This window comes from Pseudomonas sp. IPO3774 (assembly GCF_013386835.1).
In the GTDB taxonomy this organism is placed as follows: Bacteria; Pseudomonadota; Gammaproteobacteria; order Pseudomonadales; family Pseudomonadaceae; genus Aquipseudomonas.
Genome location: NZ_JACAQY010000071.1, coordinates 1 through 18,606 on the forward strand (window position 1 = coordinate 1; position 18,606 = coordinate 18,606).

At 62.5% G+C, this 18,606-nt stretch carries 20 protein-coding genes; 8 read left to right on the forward strand and 12 right to left on the reverse strand.

Features of this window, described 5'->3' with window-relative positions:
- The first annotated feature begins 414 nt into the window (after positions 1-414).
- From HYE77_RS30700 to HYE77_RS30720, 5 genes are all read left to right on the forward strand, one after another.
- Positions 415-708 carry a hypothetical protein gene (locus HYE77_RS30700; protein ID WP_003219143.1) on the forward strand — a complete coding sequence of 98 codons (294 nt, stop codon included), beginning with the start codon at positions 415-417 and terminating at the stop codon, positions 706-708.
- 246 nt (positions 709-954) lie between these two features.
- Positions 955-3,669, forward strand: a complete 2,715-nt coding sequence (mgtA, locus tag HYE77_RS30705) for a magnesium-translocating P-type ATPase (RefSeq protein WP_177070357.1) — start codon at positions 955-957, stop codon at positions 3,667-3,669.
- A gap of 59 nt (positions 3,670-3,728) precedes the next feature.
- Positions 3,729-3,932 carry a hypothetical protein gene (locus tag HYE77_RS30710; RefSeq protein ID WP_238544234.1) on the forward strand — a complete coding sequence of 68 codons (204 nt, stop codon included), beginning with the start codon at positions 3,729-3,731 and terminating at the stop codon, positions 3,930-3,932.
- Between the two features lie 31 nt (positions 3,933-3,963).
- On the forward strand, positions 3,964-4,311 hold the full coding sequence (locus tag HYE77_RS30715; RefSeq protein ID WP_003217865.1) for a DUF2493 domain-containing protein: 348 nt from the start codon (positions 3,964-3,966) through the stop codon (positions 4,309-4,311).
- Positions 4,312-4,455: 144 nt separating this feature from the next.
- The gene (locus HYE77_RS30720) at positions 4,456-5,259 is read left to right on the forward strand and encodes a hypothetical protein (RefSeq protein WP_177070359.1); all 804 of its coding nucleotides are present in this window, start codon (positions 4,456-4,458) and stop codon (positions 5,257-5,259) included.
- Between the two features lie 138 nt (positions 5,260-5,397).
- On the opposite strand, the gene HYE77_RS30725 is transcribed toward HYE77_RS30720, so the two are convergent.
- On the reverse strand, positions 5,398-6,117 hold the full coding sequence (locus HYE77_RS30725) for a tellurite resistance TerB family protein (RefSeq protein ID WP_177070361.1): 720 nt from the start codon (positions 6,115-6,117) through the stop codon (positions 5,398-5,400).
- A 124-nt stretch (positions 6,118-6,241) separates the two neighbouring features.
- Here HYE77_RS30725 and HYE77_RS30730 point away from each other — a divergent pair, with 124 nt between their 5' ends.
- Complete coding sequence (locus tag HYE77_RS30730) at positions 6,242-6,769, forward strand: DinB family protein (protein ID WP_087693914.1); 528 nt, start codon at positions 6,242-6,244, stop codon at positions 6,767-6,769.
- A 1-nt stretch (position 6,770) separates the two neighbouring features.
- Here the strand turns inward: HYE77_RS30730 and HYE77_RS30735 are convergent, their stop codons facing one another.
- On the reverse strand, positions 6,771-7,226 hold the full coding sequence (locus HYE77_RS30735; protein ID WP_003207766.1) for a GFA family protein: 456 nt from the start codon (positions 7,224-7,226) through the stop codon (positions 6,771-6,773).
- Between the two features lie 212 nt (positions 7,227-7,438).
- Between HYE77_RS30735 and HYE77_RS30740 the strand changes: the two genes are divergently transcribed.
- On the forward strand, positions 7,439-7,723 hold the full coding sequence (locus HYE77_RS30740; RefSeq protein ID WP_003207761.1) for a hypothetical protein: 285 nt from the start codon (positions 7,439-7,441) through the stop codon (positions 7,721-7,723).
- 1 nt (position 7,724) lies between these two features.
- Here the strand turns inward: HYE77_RS30740 and HYE77_RS30745 are convergent, their stop codons facing one another.
- From HYE77_RS30745 to deoR, 10 genes are all read right to left on the reverse strand, one after another.
- Positions 7,725-8,360: a LysE family translocator gene (locus HYE77_RS30745; protein ID WP_177028281.1), complete on the reverse strand. Its 636-nt coding sequence runs from the start codon at positions 8,358-8,360 to the stop codon at positions 7,725-7,727.
- Between the two features lie 208 nt (positions 8,361-8,568).
- Complete coding sequence (locus HYE77_RS30750) at positions 8,569-8,760, reverse strand: hypothetical protein (RefSeq protein WP_023658809.1); 192 nt, start codon at positions 8,758-8,760, stop codon at positions 8,569-8,571.
- Between the two features lie 87 nt (positions 8,761-8,847).
- The gene (locus HYE77_RS30755) at positions 8,848-9,531 is read right to left on the reverse strand and encodes an HAD-IA family hydrolase (RefSeq protein ID WP_177028280.1); all 684 of its coding nucleotides are present in this window, start codon (positions 9,529-9,531) and stop codon (positions 8,848-8,850) included.
- A 10-nt stretch (positions 9,532-9,541) separates the two neighbouring features.
- Positions 9,542-10,570, reverse strand: a complete 1,029-nt coding sequence (locus tag HYE77_RS30760) for an ABC transporter permease (RefSeq protein ID WP_003207754.1) — start codon at positions 10,568-10,570, stop codon at positions 9,542-9,544.
- Positions 10,567-12,063 (reverse strand): sugar ABC transporter ATP-binding protein, encoded by a 1,497-nt coding sequence (locus HYE77_RS30765; RefSeq protein ID WP_003207752.1) that lies wholly within the window; start codon positions 12,061-12,063, stop codon positions 10,567-10,569. Before HYE77_RS30765 ends, HYE77_RS30760 begins: the two co-directional genes overlap by 4 nt.
- Positions 12,056-13,042: a sugar-binding transcriptional regulator gene (locus HYE77_RS30770; protein WP_003207750.1), complete on the reverse strand. Its 987-nt coding sequence runs from the start codon at positions 13,040-13,042 to the stop codon at positions 12,056-12,058. The genes HYE77_RS30765 and HYE77_RS30770 overlap by 8 nt, the downstream gene beginning before the upstream one ends.
- The gene (locus tag HYE77_RS30775) at positions 13,039-14,559 is read right to left on the reverse strand and encodes a ribulokinase (protein WP_177023101.1); all 1,521 of its coding nucleotides are present in this window, start codon (positions 14,557-14,559) and stop codon (positions 13,039-13,041) included. Before HYE77_RS30775 ends, HYE77_RS30770 begins: the two co-directional genes overlap by 4 nt.
- A gap of 93 nt (positions 14,560-14,652) precedes the next feature.
- Positions 14,653-15,669, reverse strand: coding sequence for a galactitol-1-phosphate 5-dehydrogenase (locus HYE77_RS30780; protein ID WP_023658808.1), 1,017 nt, complete (start codon positions 15,667-15,669; stop codon positions 14,653-14,655).
- A gap of 93 nt (positions 15,670-15,762) precedes the next feature.
- The gene (locus HYE77_RS30785; RefSeq protein WP_003207745.1) at positions 15,763-16,737 is read right to left on the reverse strand and encodes a substrate-binding domain-containing protein; all 975 of its coding nucleotides are present in this window, start codon (positions 16,735-16,737) and stop codon (positions 15,763-15,765) included.
- 171 nt (positions 16,738-16,908) lie between these two features.
- Positions 16,909-17,667 carry a DNA-binding transcriptional repressor DeoR gene (gene deoR, locus HYE77_RS30790; protein WP_008435058.1) on the reverse strand — a complete coding sequence of 253 codons (759 nt, stop codon included), beginning with the start codon at positions 17,665-17,667 and terminating at the stop codon, positions 16,909-16,911.
- 143 nt (positions 17,668-17,810) lie between these two features.
- Between deoR and deoC the strand changes: the two genes are divergently transcribed.
- Positions 17,811-18,491, forward strand: coding sequence for a deoxyribose-phosphate aldolase (gene deoC / locus HYE77_RS30795; protein WP_003207741.1), 681 nt, complete (start codon positions 17,811-17,813; stop codon positions 18,489-18,491).
- The last annotated feature ends 115 nt before the right edge of the window (positions 18,492-18,606 follow it).

Here is an 18,606-nt window from a genome sequence, read left to right on the forward strand (position 1 = left end):
ACGCTGGCCGAACGCAGGCTTCGGAACCCCGCATAAGTTATCCGGCTATTGTTACTTCACCTACCTTCCACACATCGGCCACTTATCAATAAGCACACTTGATGTTGCAACTTCCCCAACCTTCTATCTGAACAAACTCTGAACCAGTAACAATTTAAGTCATTAAACGTTGACATCCGGCAACTGCCTGAGTAAATTCCCCGTGCCTGCAACTCAGGGCCATTTTTCAACCTCACAAAAGAAGCCAATGGACACAGTATCTAGTCGTTGTCCGATCACCGTGAATGCGGCGAATCGGGCGCCAAACCCAGAAAAAATGACGGGACTCGCCGTTCCGGCCGAGTAAGCTGCGCTAGAGCCTGACGCTCCAACGTAACTGCCTCACCGGATGCCAGTCCGGTCCCGAGGTGTGTTATGACCTTTCAACTGATTGTTTTACCTGATCTGCGTACGCTGGCTAACGCCCTGCGTGCCAAATTGTGCCGCGAGCCCGTAGGCTTTTCCCCTACCCGCAGCACCTTTGTGACCTCATCCCCCCGCGTGTGCCCGACTCCCCGGGCACACTGGCGTATCTGCCCCACCACCGGCCACCTGGTCCAGCAATGGGATCACGCCGACCCTCAAGACCCACAGAGACGGGACGTTTCCAGCCTGGTCGCGCAAGCGAGCCTGATGCTGAGCCTCTACGTGGACGCTCGCGCGGCATAAGCCAGCTGGAAACAGCAACTTCCTGATTATCCGTTACTTGATTAGCTGGAGTTCTCTATGGACGAAGCCAGTAGTAGCCCGCTGCGCGTTAGTTAACTAACGCGCTGTTAGCGGGCCTGTAGAAAGTTACCCAACACTTTATTTAAACCGATCGCGAAGTCAGCGACTCGGCATGCTTTCGCTCGCCTGTCATCAGGTAAGTACCGGGTATGTTTTGTCGAAAAATTGGCGACAGGAGTACACACAATGAGCGCAGTAAAAAACCCGAAACTGCACAAGAAAAACGGCACGGATACCGACACCAAGCTGTCGATGCGTGCCGCCCGCGAAGCCCAGAACGGCCTCTCGGCAACCCTCGCCAATGTCCGGGCAACCAAGGATGGCCTGACCGAACTGGATGCCTCTGCTCGCCTGCAACGTGAAGGCTACAACGAGGTGGCCCACGACAAGCCGCCTCACGCCATCGTGCAATTCCTCCAGGCCCTGAACAACCCGTTCATCTATGTGCTGCTGACCCTCGGCGCCATCAGTTTCTTCACTGACTACTGGCTGCCACTGCAGGCCGGTGAAGAAGCCGACCTGACCAAGGTCATCATTATCATGACCATGGTCATGCTCAGCAGCCTGCTGCGCTTCTGGCAGGAGCATCGTTCGGCCAAGTCCGCCGAGGCCTTGAAGGCCATGGTGCGCACCACCGCCACGGTGTTGCGTCGCGAGCAAGTGGGCTCCAAGCCGACCCTGCGGGAAGTGCCGATGCGCGACCTGGTGGCCGGCGACATCGTGCAACTGTCTGCCGGCGATATGATCCCGGCCGACATCCGCCTGATCGAGTCCCGTGACCTGTTCATCAGCCAGGCCGTGCTGACCGGCGAAGCCTTGCCGGTAGAGAAGTACGACACCCTCGGGGATGTGACGCAAAAATCCGCCACGTCCACGGCGGCCGACCAGGGCAACCTGCTGGACCTGCCGAACATCTGTTTCATGGGCACCAACGTGGTCAGCGGCCGGGCGAAAGCCGTGGTGGTTGCCACCGGCCCGCGCACCTACTTTGGCTCGCTGGCCAAGGCGATTGTCGGCTCCCGGGTGCAAACCGCATTTGACCGCGGGGTGAACAGCGTCAGCTGGCTGTTGATCCGCTTCATGCTGGTAATGACGCCGATCGTGTTCTTCCTCAACGGCTTCTCCAAGGGTGACTGGAGCGACGCGTTGCTGTTCGCCCTGGCAGTGGCGGTAGGCCTGACCCCGGAAATGCTGCCGATGATCGTCAGCGCCAACCTGGCCAAGGGTGCAACCGCCATGGCCAAGCGCAAGGTGGTGGTCAAGCGCCTCAACGCGATCCAGAACTTCGGTTCGATGGACGTGCTGTGCACCGACAAGACCGGCACCCTGACCCAGGACAAGATCATCCTCGAGCACCACGTCAACGCCTTTGGCAACCGTGATGATTCAGTGCTGACCCTCGCCTGGCTCAACAGCCATCACCAGAGCGGCATGAAGAACCTGATGGACCAGGCGGTCGTACAGTTCTCCGTGCAGAATCCGAAGTTCCAGGTGCCGTTTGCCTACAGCAAGGTGGATGAGTTGCCGTTCGACTTTATTCGCCGTCGCCTGTCGATCGTGGTCAAGGACGCGCAAAACGATCACCTGCTGGTGTGCAAGGGTGCGGTCGAGGAGATGCTGAGCATTTCCACCCACGTGATGGAAGGCGACGTGGCCGTCGAGCTGGATGATCGGCGTCGCAACGAGTTGCTGGCGATTGCCCAGGACTACAACGAGGACGGCTTCCGGGTGCTGGTGCTGGCCACCCGCAACATTCCCCAGGCACTCGCCCGCAAGCAGTACACCACGGCCGATGAGCGCAACCTGGTGATCCGTGGTTTCCTGACCTTCCTTGATCCACCAAAGGAAACCGCTGGCCCGGCGATCGCTGCCCTGCGCGAAATTGGCGTGGCCGTCAAAGTGCTCACCGGCGACAACGCCATCGTCACCAGCAAGATCTGCCGCCAGGTCGGCCTGGAGCCAGGCGTACCGTTGCTGGGGACGGAAATCGAAGCGATGGACGACGCCACCCTCAAGCTGCGGGTCGAGGAGCGCACGGTGTTCGCCAAGCTGACACCGCTGCAGAAGTCGCGGGTGCTCAAGACCTTGCAGTCCAACGGCCACACCGTGGGCTTCCTCGGCGACGGCATCAACGACGCTCCGGCCTTGCGGGATGCCGACGTGGGCATCTCGGTGGACAGCGCGACGGACATTGCCAAGGAATCCGCCGACATCATCCTGCTGGAAAAGAGCCTGATGGTGCTGGAAGAAGGCGTGCTGAAAGGCCGCGAAACCTTCGGCAATATCATGAAGTACCTGAACATGACCGCCAGTTCCAACTTCGGCAACGTGTTCTCGGTGCTGGTGGCCAGTGCGTTCATCCCGTTCCTGCCGATGCTGTCGATCCACCTGCTGCTGCAAAACCTGATGTACGACATCTCCCAGCTGGCCTTGCCGTGGGACAAGATGGACAAGGAATACCTGGCCAAGCCACGCAAGTGGGACGCGAAAAACATTGGCCGCTTCATGATCTGGATCGGGCCGACCTCGTCGATCTTCGACATGACCACCTTTGCCCTGATGTGGTACGTGTTCTCGGCCAACAGCGTGGAAATGCAGACCCTGTTCCAGTCCGGCTGGTTCATCGAGGGGCTGCTCTCGCAAACCCTGGTGGTGCACATGCTGCGCACCCGCAAGATCCCGTTCTTCCAGAGCAACGCCGCATGGCCGGTGATGATGATGACCTGCATCGTGATCGGGCTGGGCATCTACGTACCGTTCTCGCCGCTGGGCGCGATGGTTGGCCTGGAGCCGCTGCCACTGGCGTACTTCCCATGGCTGGTGGGCACCCTGGTCGCCTACTGCTGCGTGGCACAACTGATGAAAACCCTCTACATCCGCCGCTTCAAGCAGTGGTACTGATCAACCGCCCCTGAAAGCGCTGGCTATCGGTAGATAGCCAGTGCACGCGGAGACAGACAATGAACACACTTATGAGCTACCTCGACAACGCTGCTCGCGCGCTGCTGGTGTTCGGCCTCGCCCAGGCGGCCAAGGCGGTGATGGTGCTGGGCGTACGGCTGTACGTGCGCAACGTGCTCAGCGCCGTGGAAATGCGCTTCATGCTGGGTTTTTCCAGCAGCTTGAACAGCACCTGCATCCGCTTGCTGCGCCCGCGTCGATAAATGGCAATACGCACTACAAGGAAAGATCACCATGCGCGTCTTGATCTGTGCAGGTCGTCATTACGCCGATACAAAAATGTCCCGCCAGGTGCTGGACGCCTACCACCGCCTGCGCCCGGTGCAGGTGTTGATCCACGGTGGCAGCCAGTTCCTGGGCAGCGACGTGGAAGACTGGGCCCGGGAAACCGGAGTGGATGTGGTGCGTTACCCACCCAACTGGCAACGCCATGGCAAGCAGGCCGAACGCCATCGCAACCAGTTCATGCTCACCGACAGCCGGCCCGACGTGATCATCGCGCTGCCCGGTGGCGACGACACCTCGGAACTGGTGAGCCAGGCCAGGGCCAGTGGCATCCATGTGCTGACTGTAGACAGCTGAATCAACCCTTATTGGAGTATCCAGGCATGAACGAAGAACCCCGTTGTAGCGGTACCCCGTTGCACACTTTTTTCTATTTGAAACACGGCGCGTCCCTGCCAAGTCCGGTCGGGGCGCGCCACCGGCTGTTGATCGAGGTTCACCATGTACAAGAAACACACCCCTGACGGTTTCACTAAATACCGCAACCGCACCACCCACGTTACCTTCCATCCCCTGCCCGCCTCCAAGATTCGGGCAGTGCGGCGCAACCTGATTTTCGTCGGCGTGACCGCGGGCATCGTGCTGGTGCTCAGCCTGATGTCGAATGCCCATGCGGCAGGCGGCTCCTACGTGGTCGACGACGGCGCAATCAACGCCCCGGGCGAATGCAATGTCGACGCCTGGTTCACCGCCAACCGGCACGCTGGCTCAACCCACAGTGAAACCCTGGCGCCGGCCTGCACCTCCGCTGCCATTCCTTGGTTGCAGTGGACTGCCGCCGTGTCCCGGGCCAACCATGATGGCGACGGCGAAACCCAAGTGAATCCGCAGCTCAAGGCGCAGTTGTGGGCCCGGGAAGACCTGGGCCTGGAACTGGCCGCGTCTGCCGGCGTACATTACGCGCTGAACCGCCAGCACTCGTTTGATGGAGCGGACTTGAATGTGCCGTTTACCTGGCAGCCCATGGAGGCCCTGCGGCTTAACTTCAACGCTGGCTGGAGCCACGCTTATAACGACGGCGACCAGACCCATCGACCGACCTGGGGCACCGGGTTTGAATACAGCCTGATGGACTCACTGACACTGATCGCCGAACGCTACGGCCAACAAGGCGGTGACCAGGCCTGGCAAGCCGGGCCGAGGATGCATATCGGCAAGAATGTGGACGTGGACCTGGTGGTAGGACGCAGTTTGATCGGGGATCAGCATCAATGGCTCACGACGGGGGCCACACTGCGGTTCTAACCCGCAGACGATGACCCCTGTGGCGAGGGAGCTTGCTCCCGCTGGGCTGCGTAGCGGCCCCGGAATCTTTGGGAGCGCTTCGCACTCCAGCGGGAGCAAGCTCCCTCGCCACAGGCTTGGTATGACCGTAATAGCGATTTAAACCTGCCCCTTGGCCTGCTGCTCCAGATGCACCTGCAACGCAGGATCAATCTTCAACTGCGCCGCCAGCTCATCCAGATAATTGCGCTCCGCGTCCCGCTGGTCATCCACCAGCAGCACACTGACCAGGTACACCTCCGACGCCACCGCCGGATCGCCGGCAAACTCGGCAAAATCCGCCGCATTCAGCGGTTTGGCCACCTCGGCATCCAGCCACGCCTGCAATTGCGGATCATCGGTGTGCTTGCCGATCTCGGCCAAGATCATCTGTTGCTCCCGCTCATCAATCTCGCCATCCGCCTTGGCTGCCGCGATCAATGCACGCAGCACGGCGTGGCTGTGTTCTTCGACCTGCGCGCCAGACAACTGGTCAACCGTCTGCAACGCCTGCTGCGGCGCCGACGCCTGTTGCCGCTGCCAGGCCTGATACGCCTGGAACGCCATCATCCCCAACGACGCCAGCGCCGCGTAGTTGGTGCCGCCGGTGCGCCCCTGAGGCGCCGCACGGGTTCCGCCAAGCATGCCGCCCAGGCCACCGAGCAAGCCACCAAGGCCGCCACCGCCGGAAGCCGAAGCAGCGCTGCCGCCCAGCAAACCGCCAAGCAAGCCGCCCAAACCACCGAGCCCGCCCTGAGACCCGGGTGCAGCGCCGCCCTGCTGGCTGGACGAGGCCTGGCCCGCCCGCAGCAATTGTTCCAGTAGATCGCCGGTATTCATGGTGTCACCCTCCCAGGGCGCAGAGTTCCAGATCAACAACAATAGCTGCGCTGCGCGAGAACACCATGACCGCCCGGCAGGCTCGCATTATCATGGCGACGCGCCCCCCATCGAGGAACCTCACGTGACCCGTACCGAGCAGATTGCCTTGATGGCGACCTATAACCAGTGGATGAACCGCAAGGTGTATGAAGCGGCCCACGGCCTGAGCGACGAAGACTTGATTGCCGACCGTGGCGCGTTCTTCGGATCGATCCTTGGCACGCTGAACCACCTCGCCCTGGGTGATCGCGTCTGGCTCAAGCGTTTCGCCGAGCATCCGGCAGGCTTTGCCGCGCTGGTACCGTTAGACGCGTTGGGGTTGCCGCCACGTCTGAATCAACTGGCCTTCGCCGATATCCGTGAACTGTCGGCCCATCGCGCCTGGCTCGACCAGCTCATCATCGACTGGGTGCAATCCATCAGCGAGCCGGACCTGGATCAGCCCCTGCAGTACCACAACATGGCGGGCACGCCCATGAACAAGAATTTTCATGCACTGCTCGTGCATTTCTTCAATCACCAGACCCACCACCGGGGCCAGGTGACAACGCTGCTGACCCAGGCCGGGCGCGACGTGGGCGACACCGACCTGCTGGCGCTGATGGACTAGCTCAACCGCCGCTGTACTCGGCGTACGCCTGTATCAGCGCGGGGAAATTCTCCCTCTCCGGGAGCTGCGCAAAGCTGTGCTGCGCCGGGGTAGTCGCCCACGGCAGCTTTTCACTGGTCCAGGTCTCTATGAATGGCACATAGCCGCTGGCGTCATCCAGCATGGTGGGACGCAGGTTGATCAGATCTTCCACGCCATTGGGGCGGGAAAACATCCAACTCATGCAGTGGGGGCAGCAGTAGTGGCGGTCTACGCCATGCAACCCGCCGATCACCGGGTTGCCCTGGGTGATGGTGAATCCGTGGCTGGGGATCAGCGCGCTCAGCGAGAACGCGCTGGATGACATCTTCTGGCACCCAGTGCAGTGGCACGCCATGGTGATCAATGGTTTTTCGGTCACGGTAAAACGCACCCGGTCACAACGGCAGCCGCCTTCCTGGGACTCTTGATTGCTCATCTTCCACTCCAGTCACATTGTGTGTGTGTGACCGGAGGATAAACGAGCGGGTGCGTCGCGAACAGCAGTGCCAGCTTGCATTACCGAACGCATGGAGCAGCGAACTGTCATAAAAGACAGAGCGGTGAACATCAGCCAATGGCTGCCCCGCCCTGCCCGCGCGCATCAGCAGATTACCGATGCGACGCATCCCCCAAGAAGGAGACGCTTACATGGTCATTCACTTCAAGGTCGCCGGGCATCTTGCCTGCGGTCATCACGGCAACAACCTCCCTTCCAGCACCGAGCTGAATCGGGTCAAGTGCCGTACCTGCCGTAACACCGAAGTCTTCAAGGAAGCCCGCCGCACCCAACGCAACGCCGCTCGGCGTGCCGCGCGCAAGTCCAAAACCGCCCATGCCGCCGGTGACTGGCGCAGTGCCTGGACCCAGCGCCTGACCGACCTGCCAGGCCGTCAGCGCCTGCCACGCGGGTTCCACGGCCAGCCATTCGTTTAAGTTACGCAGCCGGGGCACGACGGTAAGCGGCCAACAGCACGCCCATCGTCATCAACAACCCACCCGCCCCACGGTTGAAATGCTGCAAATGTGCGGGCCGCAGGCGACTGAGCAAGCGTGCCCCGCATACCGCGTAGAACATCATGATGCTGACATTGAGCACGCACAGCGCCAGCAACAGGCACGCGTACTGCGGCAGTTGTGCCTGGGTGCTGTCGACGAATTGCGGCAGGAATGCCGACATGAACAACAACGCCTTGGGGTTGGAAATCGCCACCAGGAAACTGCGGGTGAAAATACTCGCCGAGCGGGTGCCGCCGTCCTCACCCTCGTCTACCGATGGCAACGCCGCCTGGGGTGATCGCAACATCTGCCAGCCGATCCAGATGAGGTACGCCGAACCGATCCATTTCAGCGCCTGAAACAGCCCTTCGCTGGCCGCGAGCAGCAATCCCAGGCCACACGCCACCGCCGTCACCAGCAAAGCGTCGGCCAACACCGCCCCGGCCATGCCCCAGAACGCCGCCTGCAAACCATGGCGCGAACCATTTTGCAGGGCCAACAGAACCGTCGGGCCAGGTATCGCGATAATCGCGGCGCTCATCATCACGAACAGAAATAAGGTTGCCAGGGACATGACCGGTTCCTACGGGCTGATCAGCTGCGAATCATCCCAAAATAACCTCTGTGTGGCGAGGGAGCTTGCTCCCGTTGGGCTGCGTAGCGGCCCCAAAATCCTGGGAGCGCTTCGCACTCCAGCGGGAGCAAGCTCCCTCGCCACCGGTCATGTGTTGCTCAATTGGGTGCCAATAAAAAGCCCCGGATTGACCGAGGCTGTTGAGGGCTCATGCATCATTGGCGACCGGCCTAGACCGTGCCTTGTAACCCGGTAGCGCCGCGGCATACGCCAGCGCCTGTTCACGGGAACCGAAGGATGCCAGGCGATCAGCCTTGGTACAGACGCGCCACGGGCCGCTGTTGACCTGCACGATGTCATAACCGTTGAGATGCAGCTTGTTCAGCATGGGAGTGCTCATAGTCACCTCTCTCTCCAGAGATAATCCAGGTGTTTGCCCGGTCTACCATACACCCGCTGACGACGAGGCAGCCTACCGGACGTCGAGTCAGCGGTAGGCTGGCAACCCCCATCGCGCGAGGTCAAACGCCTCCAGGCTCAGCAGTCTTCCATCCGCATGCAGGAACTTCTCCTGCGGCATCGCCGGGTCCGGGATGGCCACGGCGTACATCCCGGCCGCCTTGGCCGCAGTGATGCCAAATGGCGAATCCTCGAACACCAGGCATTCAGCGGGCGTCACTCCCAGCCGCTCGGCAGCCACCAGGAAGATGTCCGGCGCCGGCTTGGCAGCGCCTACCTGAGGGTCATCGGCGGTGACGATGGCATCGAACAAGCAGAACCAGTCGCGGTGCAAGGTGGTTTTCAGTTCGAAATAGTGCCGCGACGAACTGGTACCCACCGCAATCGGCACACCGTGGGCCGACAAATGCCGCACCAGCGCCTGGGCCCCGGCCATGGCCGCCGCCTGGGGAAACCGCGCATTCATCAATGGTGTGCGTTCCTGCAAGAACGCCTCGGGGCTCATCGGCAAGCCCACGGCCTGCACGATATAGCTGGCCAGTTCATAAGCCCCCAGGCCGATGGTGTTCTGCTTCATGCTCCAGTCAAAGGTGCGGCCGTAGCGGTCGGCAATCAGTTGGGTGACTTCGGTATAGATGCCTTCGGTGTCGAGCAGCAGGCCGTCCATGTCGAAGATCACGGCCTTGATCGGCGCGGGTAGCGGTGCATTCATCACGGTGTCCTCAGGTGCGCCCGGCGTAATGGTCGATCAAGCGGTTGAGCAAAATCGCCAGCACGATGATCACCCCAGTGATCGCCATCTGGTAGAACGAGCCCAGCCCCAGCAGGTTGAAGATATTGCGCAACACCTGCAGCAGCATCACCGCCACCGCCGTGCCTACCACGCTGCCGCGCCCGCCGAACAGGCTGGTGCCACCCAACACCACGGCGGCAATTGCATCCAGTTCCAGGCCCTGGGCAGCGGTCGGTTGGCCGACGTGCAGGCGTGAGGTCATCAACAAGCCGGCGAATGCTGCCAGGCCGCCGCAGATGGCGAACACCGCAATCGTCACCGCCCGCACCGGCACGCCGGACAGCCGCGCAGCCTCCAGGTTGCCGCCGGTGGCCAGCACATACTCGCCAAACACCGTGTAGCGCAGCACCAGCCAGGCGATGACGGTGATCAGGATAAAGATCAGCCCCAGCACCGGAAACGCAATGCCAGCGCTGGGCCAGATGTCGATCATGGCCGAGCCGAACGAGGTGAAGCTGGCCGGCAATCCGCCAATCGGCGCACCGTCGGATGCCAGGAAGGTGGCCCCGCGCAGCGACACCAGCCCGGCCAGGGTGATGATAAAACTCGGCACCTTGCCAAACACCGTGAGGCTGCCCATCAAGGTGCCGATGGCCAGTCCCACCAGCAACGTGGCCGGCACCGCCAGCCAGCCGCTGACCTGCTGCTGCAGGAGCACCGCCACCAGGATCCCGCCGAAGGCACACAGGCTGCCCACCGACAGGTCGATATTGGCCGTAAGGATAACGAAGGTCATGCCGATGGCGATGATCCCGACAATCGCCCCCTGCTGGAACAGGTTGGCGATGTTGCCGAAGGTCAGGAAGTCGTCCGACAGGAACGTCGCCACCACCACCGCAAACAGAAAAATGAACACAAAGTTGTAGCGCATCACCCACTCCAGCACCGCACTGCGACGGCGGCTGGTGAGGGTGACGGGCTTATCGAAAACCGGGCTTGGGTTGCTTGCAATAGTCATGGTTCTACACTCGTTCTACCGATAAGGATAGCCTGGTCGATCTGGTCGCGACTGGCAGTCAAGGGGTCGAAACACAGCGCGTTGCGCCCCTCATGCATCACCCAGATGCGGTCGCAATTGACGTACAACTCGTCCAGCTCGCTGCTGGCGACCAGCACCGCCGCCCCTTCCTGCGCCAGGCTGCGGGCCAGGGCATAGAGGTCGGCCTTGGCGCCGACATCCAGGCCACGACTGGGCTCGTCCAGCAGCAACAGGCGCGCGCCGTCGATCACCCACTTGGCCATGACCACCTTCTGTTGATTGCCGCCGGAGAGCTGGCGTACCGGTTGCTCAAGGTTGTCGAGCTTGGTCTGCAAGCGCTGCAGCACCGGGCCGGCGCGGTCCTTGGCCTGGCGATGGGAAAACCAGTTCAAGTGCCGGGTGTGCACCAGGCAGGCATTGCGGTAGATCGGCGCATCCAGCAGCAGGCCTTCGGTCTTGCGGTTTTCCGGCACCAACCCGACGCCCTGGCGGATCGCCTGGCGCGAGGTTTGCGGCTGATAAGGCTGGCCAAACAGTTCAACATCGCTGTCGTTGCGCCCCACGCCAAACAAGGCTTTGAGCAACGTGCTGCGCCCTGCCCCGTTAAGCCCGGCAAGCCCGACAATTTCGCCCTGGCGCACTTCCAGCCCCTGCACGTCCAGGCCCTGCTCGCCTTGCAGCCGGCGAATATTCAGCGCCAGGTTGTCCCGCGGCGCCTGACGCGGGCTGCGTTCCAGCAGGTCGCGGTGCTCGCCGACCACGGCGGCGATCAGCGCCTGGTCGTCGATCTGCGCCAGCTCGTGGGTTTGCAGGGTTCGCCCGGCACGCAGCACCGTGACCCGGTCGCCGATCTCGCGAATTTCATTCAAGCGGTGGCTGACATACAGCACCGCCACACCCGCCGCAGTGATCTCGCGAATCACCTGGAACACCCGCTTGAGTTCGGTCTCGTTCAGCGCCGCCGAAGGCTCATCCATCACCACCAGCCGGGCCTCACAGGTCAGTGCCCGGGCGATGGCCGCCAATTGCTGGTTGGCAATCGACAGGCTGCCCACCCGGTCGGAACTCGAGAAGTTGGCCCCGACCCGCAACAGTGCGGCCTTGGCCAACGCACTGCGCTTGCCCCGGGAAATAATCCCGAAGCGCTGGGGCGCATAGCCGAGCATCAGGTTCTCTTCGACGGTCATCTGCGGGATCAGGTCGAGCTCCTGATAGATCATCGCGATCCCGGCCTGGCGCGCCTGTTGCGGATTCTTCAGTTCCACCCGCCGGCCCGCCACCGACATCTCGCCGCCATCCGGGCGATGGGCGCCGGCGACGATTTTCAACAGGGTACTTTTGCCCGCGCCATTGGCACCCAGCAGGCAATGCACCTCACCGGGCCGAACGTCGAGGGAGGCATCGGTCAGCGCCACCACATTGGGCGGAAAACGCTTGCTGACATGACGGATATCCAGGGCCAACTCACTCATGATCCTGCTCCAGCAAATAGCGGGCGGTGGCCGCGTCGGTGGCCAGCACATTGACGTAGCCGGCCTTGACGCTGGCGTGGACGATGCGGTGCTTCTGCGCGCCGACGCACACGGCAATGGACCAGGCCTTGTCGCGCAAGGCGGCCAACGGCAGGCCCAGGGTGCGGGCGTCGAGTTCGGGCATCACCGGTTCACCGTCCATGCCGATAAAGCGGCCCATGATGTCGCCGACCGCGCCCAGGCGTTCCAGCTCTTCGAGCAATGGCCGGTCGATGTAACCCGACTCCATCAACACCGAATGGTCAGACAACTCCCCCAGGCTGAAACACGCCACCGGCGCCTGTTGCCCGAGGCGCAATACCTGGGCGATCACCGGGTCCTGCTCCAGCGCCTCGCGGGTATGCGCATGCCCGAGAATCGCCGGCACCGGCAGCAACGTGGCCTGGCCACGGGCAGCCTGGGCGAAGCGCTCGGCGACGTTATGGCTGGACTCGCCCATCGAACGGGTATTGATCGCGCCGTTCAGCAGCACCACGTTGACCCCCTCGTTCCAGCGCGGCACCAGCCACTGGGCCATTTTGGTCAGGGTGCGGCCCCACGACACGCCGATCAGCGCCGGCATCGGCTGCAAGTTGCACAGGTAACGGGCGGCGGCCTGGGTCACCACGTTCAGCGCGGTGTCGGCATCTTCCACATCCAGCACCAATGCTTCACGCAGGCCGAAACGCCGTTGCAAAGCCACTTCCAGCTGCGGCAAGCGCGCCGAGCGGGCGACGATATCGATGCGCACCACCCCGCAATCCCGCGCCTCGCGCAGCAAGCGGCTGACTTGCCAGCGGGTCAGGCCGGTCTCCCGGGAGATATCGCTTTGGGTCTTTTCCAGGTCGTAATACAGCTTGGCCACCTGGACCATCAAGTCATCACGCTGGGAATCGGCCGACAACCGCGTGGCAAACGTTTCTTCAGGATGGGCGCTCATGCTGCCGGCCTTACGCCGAGCGTGCGGTTCGCCGGTGGCTTGCAACTGATGGGCGCAACGCTGTCGGTGGCGGCGCGGTAGCGGCCCAACAGCTCGATGTATTGCTCGTGGGCGTAAGGGTCGGGCTCGATCAGCCGGCCGATGGTGGTGAAGTCGGTAGCGGCTTCCTGCAAGGTGCCGAACTCGCCAAGGGCGCAGGCGGCAGCGGCGGCAGTGCCGATCAGGGTGAGGTTATCGTGGGGCACCATTTCGAACGGCACACCGGTGGCATCCACCGTGGCCTGCAACCATAACGGGTTCTTCTGGAAACCACCGGCGGCGACCACCCGGGTGATCTCGATGCCCTCGGAGCGCCAGGTGTGAAAGATGTTCGCCGAGCCCAGGGCAATCGCTTCCACCGAGGCGCGGTACAGGTCATGCCGGTCATGGTTAAGCGACAGGCCCATGATCGCCCCGCGCATGTCCGGCGAGCGGTACGGTGTGCGGTTGCCCATCCAGTAATCGAGCACCAGCAAGCCGGTGGAGCCGGGCTGCAGCTCTGCGGCCTGGCGGATCAGGCGCTGGTGCCCGGCATCGTCGAGGCCGAACATCTTTTGCGCCAGCCAGTTGAGGATCGAACCGGCGGAGACTTGCCCGCCTTCCATCAACCATTGGCCGTCGAGCAAGGCGCCGGGGTATGGGCCCCAGATGCCCGGTACGTCGATGCGTTGCGGGGTGTGCATCAGTTGCACCACCGAGGTACCGCCGATAAACAACAGCTCGCCGGCGCCAGTGGTGCCGGCACTGAGCATTGCCATGTGGGCGTCGATTCCGCCCTGGGCCACCAGGGTGTCGCGGCTCAGGCCCAGATGATTGGCGGCATCGGCGCTCAAAGGGCCGATCCGGCCACCGACCTTGATCACTTCCTGAGGGAGTTTTTGCGCCAGTTCAGGCACGCCCAGTTCAGCGTACAATTCCACCGGAAAACGCTGCTGCAAGGTGTCGTAATTCCACTTGCAACTGGCATTCAATTGGGAGGCGACCCAGCGCCCGGTCAACTGAAAGTTGATCCAGTCCACGGCCTCGCAAATACGCTCGGCGCGCTGGTAAACCTGAGGCTCGTGCTCGGCCAGCCACATGGCCTTGGGCACCAGCCATTCCACCGCGTCACCGCCCTGGTTCATCATCGGGTGGCTGATGTGGGCCGTGCGCGCCGACTCGGCAGCGGCGCGGCAATCCATCCATAACAACGCCGGGGCCAGGGGTTGGCCGTCCGCCTGGGCAACCACCACGGTGGAGGCTGTGGTGGCGACGCACACCGCCGCCACCTGCGGGTGCCCGGCCTGGGCCATCAACTGCCGGCAGGCCTTGCCCAGCGCCGACCACCAGTCCGCCGGCGCCTGCTCGGCCCAACCCAACTGCGGGTATTGCGTGGCATACGGCGCCTCGGCGACGTGTACCAGTTTGTGGCTGTGCAGGTCATACAAACCAGCCCGCACCCCACCTGTTCCGAAATCCAGTCCCAACAACAAGGTCATCGGTAGTTCTCCTGCGTCTTGTAACAACGCTTTTTGTTTTAAGCCCGGCAACGCACAGCGTCGTCGGGCTTGGCGACACACAGCTGACGCGGCTCAGGGACGGAAAATTACCTTGGCCGCGACTTCGCTGCGATCGGCATAGCGCTTGAACATCGCCGGCAATTCATCCAGCGGCAAGTCGTGGGTAATCATGAACTGCCACTGCAATTCACCGGAAGCCAGCTTGTCGATGGAGGCCGTCCACTCATCGCCCGGGAACGGTGCCGAGAACGAGTTCCAGGCGCCGTGCAGGGAGATTTCCTGGCGCAGGAAGTGCGAGAACGTCGCAGTGCTGAGGGCCACGTCACTGGTGGGAATGCCGATAAACACCACATGCCCGCCAGCCTTGGTCAGTTGCACGGCCTGGTTGATCGAGCTGGGATGGCCTGCCGCTTCAATCACCAGTTGGCAACGGGGCAACTCGGCATCCGCCGCGCCGCTGAGCAGGGTGTGGGTGGCGCCGGCTTCGCGGGCCATGGCGAGTTTCTCTTCGGCGATGTCGATGGCGACGATGTCCTTGGCCCCCATGATCCGCAGCCACTGGATCGCAAACAGGCCGATCGGCCCGCAACCTACCACTGCCCCGCTCTGCCCGGCCTTGAAGTCGGCTTTCCAGATCGCATGCAGGGCAATCGCCGCCGGGTCCACCAGGGACGCGGCAATCGGGTCCATGCCTTGGGGCACCTTGATCAGGTTGCTCAGGGGCACATTGACGTACTCGGCATACGCGCCGTCGCGGCGGCTGCCGAAGTAATCGTAGCGCTCCGAGCGGGACGGAAAGCCACGGGCATATTGGTCGCTGCTGACGTCCGGGATCATCGGCGGCACAGTCACCAGTTCGCCGATGGCATAGCCTTCGACACCGCTGCCGATCTCTTCGATAAAGCCTGCGAATTCATGGCCGCAAATCAGCGGCATCACATGGGCGCCCTTGCTCAGCATGCGCGGGATATCCGAGCCGCACACGCCGCAGGCGGCGACCCGAACCAGCGCGTGGCCGGCCTTGACCGCAGGTTTTGGAACATCTTCGACCCGGATATCGCCCGGTTGGTACATGACGGCAGCTTTCACAGTGAATTCCTCTGTTGAGTGACGAGTGCGTTCGAACAGGCACCTACCGCAAGAGGTGCCCGCAAAAATCCATAGCGTGGCGGCGCAGATCCGTCAGAGCGCGCCGGGGCGGTATTCGCCGAAGGTTGAGTCATGCTTGACCTCGGCCACGTTGGCCTTGGTCACCACCTGGGTACCGGCGTCGACAAAGTTCGGCACCGACTTGCCGGCCGCCAGGGCCCGCGCCGCCTCAATGGCGACCTCGCCCAGGTAGCGTGGGTCGTTGAGGGCGGTGGCCACGTATTGATCGCCGCTCTGGATGGCATTCAAGGCCTCGGACAAGCCGTCGATCCCGGCCACGAGGACGTCTTTCTTGCCGCTTTCGGTGAGCACTTGCAGCGCGCCCATGGCCATGTCGTCGTTATGCGCGATCACCGCCTTGAGGTCCGGGTGCGCTTGCAGCAAATCCTGCATTGCCGTGACTGCGTTGGCGCGCATGTACTCGCTGTAGGGGCCGTCGATGATCTTGAAGTCGGTGCCGGCCAAAGCGGTGTGGAAGCCCTTGCGGCGTTCTTTCATCACCGTACCGCCGGCGTCGCCCTGAATCTCGATGATCTTGCCCTTGGTCACACCGCGCTGCTTGAGCGCGGCGAGCAGCGCCTTGCCGGACAGCTCGCCCATCTCGGCATTGTTACGGCCAATGGTGGTGGCGACCGGGGCATTGATTGCGCGGTCGACGGCAATCACCGGCACCTTGGCGCGTTTGGCGGCGTCGAGGGCCGCGCCCACGGCGTCGGGGTTCACGGCATTGATGATGAGGATGTCGACCTTGCGGGTCAGCAGGTCCTGGATATCGTTGTTCTGCTTGCTGATATCGCCGTTGGCGTCGAGGAAGATCAGCTCGTCGCCGCCCTTGGCCGCTGCAGCCTTGGCGCCGTCGCGCAGTTGTACGTAGAAAGGAGATTGCAGGGTGACCTGGCTGAAACCGATCTTCAGATCCTTGGCCTGGGCGTTCAGCGCCAGCGCCGAGGCCGCGACAGCCAGTGCAAGGGCCAGCACATGAACAGGTTTACGGGCTATCTGGAGCATGGTGAGTCCTATTTTTATTGTTGTCAGGATTCGGGCACGGCCTTCAGGGAGGCCGTGCTCACAAATGTGAACCGCGATCACATTTGAAAAACTATGCCTTGCTCCCGAGAGTGTCAAGGCCAATTTGTTAAATTCCGAACAAATGAAATAAAAATCACAATGCTGTTTGAGTCAGATCAGCAGGATCGCCCCGCTGTCCCTGATCACCTGCTGCTGTGCCGCCTCGAGCCCGGGGTCGCTGATCACCCGCTGGAAGTCCGACAGCTCGGCGAAGTGTGCCGCACGTACTTCGTCGAACTTGCTGTGGTCGGCCACCAGCACGCAGGTCTGCGCCCGCGCCATGACCCGGCGCTTGACCTCCACTTCGTTGAGGTTGTAGCAGGTCACACCGTGGGCGGCGCTGACGCCGGCCGCGGAAATGAACGCCCACGCCACACGGATGCCATCCAGGATGCCCGCCTCGGCATGGCTCTCGAAGACCATGTTGCGCCGGTGAAAAGTGCCACCGCAGAGGATGATGGTGCAGTGGGGCTTTTGCTGGAGCTTGAGCAATACGTTGAGGGAATTGCACAGCGCGGTGAACTCCAGGTCATCCGGCAACGCCTCGATAATGAACGGCGTGGTGGTGCCGCAATCGATAAACACCGTGTCGCCGGGGCGCACCAGGCTGGCGGCCAGCACGCCGATCTGACGCTTCTCGGCGACGTGGCGCTGGTCCTGTTCGGCGACCTGGTAATCGGGCTCCGGCGGCCCGCTGCGGGTTACGTGCCCGCCCAACAGGCGCAGGCCCTGGGGGCTGTCTGCCAGGTCGCGGCGCAGGGTCATTTCCGATACGCCCAGCAATGCGGCCATGTCACGCAAGTGAATCGCCGACTCGCCCTGCAAGGCCTTGTGCATGGCCCGAAATCTTTCGCTTTTCTTTGAATCCACTGCGTTCCAACCCTCGTTGAATGCGAGCCCTTGATCAGGGCAGTCACAAATTCCATTTACAATGTTATTTATTTCACATTTAATGCATCCAACTTAACACAAACCGCCTTTTCCCAGCACCTCATCCTTACAGGACACTTGCCATGCCGACTGATCCGTTGCCGCTCGCGGCCTATATCGACCACACCCTGCTGGCCGCCGATGCTTCCCAGGCGAGCATTCGCCAACTGTGCGCCGAGGCCCGCGAGCATGGCTTCAAGTCCGTGTGCGTCAACAGCGCCAACGTGCCGCTGGCCGCCGAATGCCTGCGCGACGCCGCGCCGTTGGTCTGTGCCGTCGTCGGGTTCCCCCTGGGTGCGGGCTTGAGTGCAGCCAAGGCTTATGAGGCAAAGCTTGCGATCGAGGCCGGTGCAGGCGAGATCGACATGGTGCTGAACATCGGCTGGCTGAAGGATGGCCTGCTGGACCAGGTACGCGACGATATTGCCCAGGTGCTGGCGGCCTGCGGCGCGGTGCCGCTGAAAGTCATCCTCGAGACCGGCCTGCTCGATGACCAGCAGAAAACCCATGCCTGCAGCCTGTGCCGCGAGCTGAACGTGGCGTTCGTCAAGACCTCCACCGGTTTCGGCCATGGCGGCGCGACATTGGCGGATGTGCGCCTGATGCGCGGCGTGGTGGGGGCGCAGATAGGCGTGAAAGCGTCGGGCGGCGTGCGCGACCTGGCGACGGCCCAGGCGATGATCGAAGCCGGTGCTACGCGCCTGGGCAGCAGCTCCGGGATCGCCATCGTCAGCGGCGCAAAGGCGGCCGCGGGCGCCTACTGAGTTGAGTGCAGCGCTGGCGCCCTTTCACAACCCTTTCACAGTCGGGCGCCTATGGTCATCTCAGCTCCTGGTGAAAACCTTTAAGCCCGCGCTCCCCATCGCGGGCTTTTCTTTG